Origin of the sequence: Kitasatospora sp. NPDC085879, from assembly GCF_040686255.1 — a bacterium.
Classification (GTDB): domain Bacteria; phylum Actinomycetota; class Actinomycetes; order Streptomycetales; family Streptomycetaceae; genus Kitasatospora.
Window position 1 is genome coordinate 1 of sequence record NZ_JBFBJZ010000162.1, and the last position, 4181, is coordinate 4181.

General features: G+C 70.4%; 4 protein-coding genes. All 4 read right to left on the bottom strand.

The genetic code is table 11. The features are described 5' to 3' along the window. Positions 1-309: 309 nt before the first annotated feature. Positions 310-1866 (bottom strand): alpha-L-arabinofuranosidase B, encoded by a 1557-nt coding sequence (locus AB0P35_RS41565; RefSeq protein WP_363521677.1) that lies wholly within the window; start codon positions 1864-1866, stop codon positions 310-312. Between the two features lie 339 nt (positions 1867-2205). After that, positions 2206-2913 (bottom strand): FadR/GntR family transcriptional regulator, encoded by a 708-nt coding sequence (locus AB0P35_RS41570; RefSeq protein WP_095878011.1) that lies wholly within the window; start codon positions 2911-2913, stop codon positions 2206-2208. Further along, a complete protein-coding gene (locus AB0P35_RS41575) occupies positions 2904-3917 on the bottom strand; it encodes an aldo/keto reductase (protein ID WP_363521680.1) in 1014 nt (337 codons plus the stop codon). Before AB0P35_RS41575 ends, AB0P35_RS41570 begins: the two co-directional genes overlap by 10 nt. 123 nt (positions 3918-4040) lie before the next feature. After that, positions 4041-4181 (bottom strand): SDR family oxidoreductase (locus AB0P35_RS41580; protein WP_363521683.1); only part of this gene is annotated, 141 nt, incomplete at its 5' end.

Sequence of the window (4181 nt, forward strand, 5' to 3'; positions counted from 1 at the left end):
CGGCGACGCAGGGGGTGCCGCCGGCGGCGTAGATGTCGCAGGGCCCCTGGGTGGCCGCCTGCGAGGTCGCGGCCGTGGCGGTGAGCAGGCCGACGGCGAGTGCGGCGGTCGCGCCCGTTGCGAGGAGAGCTCGCCCGAGCCTACGGATCGACGGTTTGACCATGAAGGACTCCTTCACAGGGTGGGGGTGGGGTGGGCGTCCGCGGACCTCCCGGCGTCCTGCTGTGCGGACGGTGCGGGCTCCGCCGACGCGTCCGAGTGCGGTTCGGCTTCGGCCGAATTCGGCACCGACTCGGCACGGACTGTTCGTCAGCTCCAGGGGGCGGCGGCGAGCCAGCTGGTGTCCTGGGCCCACGACGACGGGTTGTCCCAGGCGTTGGTGCCGCCGTTGCCGGCGATGTAGCCGACGAGGCGGTAGTGGCGGATGTACTTGGCCGGGAAGTTGAAGGACTGCAGGGAGTAGCCCGTGCCGCTGTTTCCCGGCTTCGCGCAGAAGGTGGCGTCGGCGGCGAACTGGCCTGTGCCGGCATCGGCCTGGAGGTGGAGCTGGAAGGCGTAGTGCCTGAGGTAGCGGCCGGGTGTGTCGGCGGACTCGAAGGAGACACAGCTGCTGTCGGCCAGGCCGGCGCGGACGATCCAGGTGGCGTTGCCCTTGTCGACGGCGGAACTGCCGGAGGTCACCGGCGCGATCACGACCCTGTCGTCGCCCGTGTCGTGCCGCAGGTAGTCGCCGGTGCAGCAGGAGGTGGTGGCCTGCAGCGACACCTTCGCGCCCGGGACGAAGGGGTTCGTGGTGTCGGTGCTGTAGCCGGCTGCGGCAATGTTGGCCTGGACTGCGGCGTCGGTGGCGTCGGAAGGGTAGCCCTTGACCATCGCGCCCTCGTAGAAGGTGCCGGCGCTCGCGTTGCGGTTGGTCTGGCAGCAGTCGCCGCCGCTGCCGAGGATGACGGCACCCTGCTTGTGCATCGGGCTCCACCCGCCGGGCAGCGTGCCACTGTAGAGCTGGGTCAGGCCACCGGAGCGGGCGTCGGCGCCCTTGAGCGCCATCCGGGCGGTGCCGTCGTTCTTGAGCATCGCGGTGACGAAGCGGCTGGTCTGCGAGACCTGGGCGGTGTTCCACGTCTTGCTGCCGCCGGAGAACAGGCCGTTCTCCAGATCCGCCTGCACCCACGGCCCGGTCCCGCTGCAACCGCCGAACCAGCACTCCGTGCCGAAGTTGATCGCGTCCATGGCGCCGTTGCCGTCGGCCTTGTGGTCGATCTCCGTGTTGCCGTAGTCGAAGCAGCAGCCGCCGTTGACGTGGGTGCCGCTGGTGACCATGTACTCGCCCTCGGGCGAGCTGCCCGTGGGCACGCCCCCGGCGGGGTTGTAGGCGAAGTAGCTGTTGCCGGGGTTGATGTAGAGCGCGTACGCCTTCCGGCCGCCCACGCTCAGCGCCTCCGTGTTCGCAACGGCCGCCGAGTCGGCGCCGCCGGTCCCGCCGGGTCCTTGGTAGACCAAGGTGTTGCCGCCGCCTGTCTGGTCGTAGACCCGGGTGATGGTGCAGGCGGTACCCGCACAGAAGGAGTCCTGCGCCCCGGCGTCGGCGACGCCTCCGGCGGCGAGCATCCCGACGTCCTGCAACCTGCCGTCCGAGGTCCGCTGCACCTGGTACAGCGGCCCGCTGTAGGAGGCGAACAGCGCACGGGTGGTGCTGTGCGCCGCGACGCACGGCGTTCCGCCTGCGGCGTAGATGTCGCACGGGCCCTGGGTGGCGGCCTGGGAGGCGGTGGCCCCGCCGACGAGTAGGCCGGCGACCAGCACGGCTGTCGTCCCCGCAGCCGGCAGCGCCCGCCGGATGCGGCGCAGCCACGATCGCATGGACATGGGTGGAACTCCTTCGCAGGGTGGGGAAGGAAGATCGCGGCCGATAATGTTAACGCTAACAATTTTGGCCTCGGAAGGGTGCGCGCAGGGTTGAAATGGACACCGCCATCGCGCTGCAACGCCCATCAATATGGCCAGAGTTCGAGACGCCGTCAAGATGTCGCGCACGACGGAGTTGGCTTCGAGATGTTGAGTCACGAAGCACAAGAGAACGCGCCTGCCAAGCCCGCATCGCCGAGGTGGCATGACGTGCGATGGGTCAGCCCTACCGCGACCACCTGCGCCGACGGCGGCCGAGAACCCCGAAGCGCTTCGCTCGACTGCTCCGTGCCCGGGCTTTCACGCCCACGGGAGGGCTTCTCCCGAATGCAAGTGCTCGCTCAGCCACAGCGCGGTGTTGCTGACGTGCATCAACGCGGCGGCCTGGCTGAGGGAGGCGTCGCGGATCGACAGCGCTCGGAAGATCGCCTCGTGCTCGGCGATGGTCCGGTCCGAGGCCTGGGCGTCGACCAGACCGCGCCAGGTGCGGGCGCGCAGCGTGCGCCCGGAGATGCCCTCCAGGAGGGTGAGCAGGGTCTCGTTGCCCGTGGCCGCGATGACGGCACGGTGGAACGCGGCGTCGTGGGCGTTGAGCAGTTCCACGTCGTCATGCGCTTCGCGCATGGCCTCCAGGTGCCGCTCTACCTCGGCCAGCTGCTCGTCGGAGATCCGGGTTGCGGCCAGCGCCGTGGCGACCGGTTCCAGGAGTCGCCGTACCTCGATGAGATCCTGCACCGCGGCGGAATCGCCCTGCAGCAGCTCCACCGCGCCGCCGAGCCCCTCGAGGAGCAGGCTCGGCTGGAGGCTGGTCACGTAGGTGCCGTCGCCCCGTCGGACCTCCAGGATCCGGGCGACGGCCAACGCCTTCACGGCCTCCCGGGCGAGATTGCGGGAGAGGCCGAGCTGGGCGGCCAGCTCCGGCTCCGGGGGGAGCTTCGAGCCCGGTGGCAGCGCTCCGCTGCGGATCAGCTCCCGGATCTGCGTGATCGCCTTGTCCGTCAGAGACACCGCGCACTCCTTCCGGTCCTGTTCGTGACAGGCACGTCCGACCTGATGAGTTCCCGGGCGCGGAGATCCTCCCAGAGAGCCTCGGGGATGTGCTGACGGTGGAGGTCCACGTTCCGTCCGACCTGTTCCGCCGTCCGCATGCCGAGGGTGACGTTGATGATACTGGGATGGCTGTACGGGAACGCGACCGCTGCAGCGGGCAACGTCGTTCCGTGCGCCGCGCAGACCTCGGCGATCGCCAGGGCGCGGGCGACGACGGCCGGGGGAGCTTCCCGGTAGTCGTACGTCATGCCCTGCGCCGGCCGGTCGCGGGAGAGCAGTCCCGAGTTGAACACACCGACGGCCACCACGCTCTTTCCGAGTGCCCGCGCGGCGGGCAGGACGTCGTCGAGGGCGGACTGGTCGAGGAGGGTGTAGCGACCCGCGAGCATCACCACGTCGGCCGGGGTCTCGCGCAGGAAGCGGGCGAGCATGGCCGACTGGTTCATGCCTGCGCCGATCGCGCCGACCACTCCCTGATCACGCAGCTCCGCCAGGGCCGGCATGGCCTCGTCGGCGGCCTGCCACCAGTGGTCGTCGGGGTCGTGCAGGTAGACGACGTCCAGGCGGTCCAGGCCAGTGCGTTCCAAGGTCGCCTCGATGGAGCGGAGCACTCCGTCACGGCTGAAGTCCCACTGCCTGCGAAGGTCGTCCGGCACCACGAAACCTTCGCTGTCGAGCCCGTGCGGCCGCTCGTTGGGGACGAGCAGGCGGCCGACCTTGGAGGAGACGACGTACGCGTCGCGCGGACGGTCCCGCAGGGCGGCTCCCAGACGTCGCTCGGACAGGCCGAGCCCGTAGTGCGGCGCCGTGTCGAAGTACCGGATGCCGGACTCCCAGGCCGCCTCGATCGCGGCCTGTGCGTCGTGAGGAGGGGTGACGCGGTAGAGGTTGCCTATCACGGAGGCCCCGAAGCCCAGGTCGGTGAGCTCGACGGAAGTGTTCATGATCTTCCGGCGGGCCATGGTCCGTTGTGTCAACTGCGTTCCTCCTGGTGCGCGGTTCGGTGCGACGGCCGACGGACCCGGCGCAGGGCATGCATCAGCTCGGTGGCGGAGGCGACGCGGCACCGACGGCGGGATCGGTGGTCATCGGCCCAGCCATCCGCCGTCGACGGGCAGGACGGCGCCGTGCACGTAGGCGGCGGCGTCGGAGGCGAGGAAGACGGTGGCGCCAGCGAGGTCGTCGGCCCGGCCCCAGCGGCCGGCCGGGATCCGTTCCAGGATCGC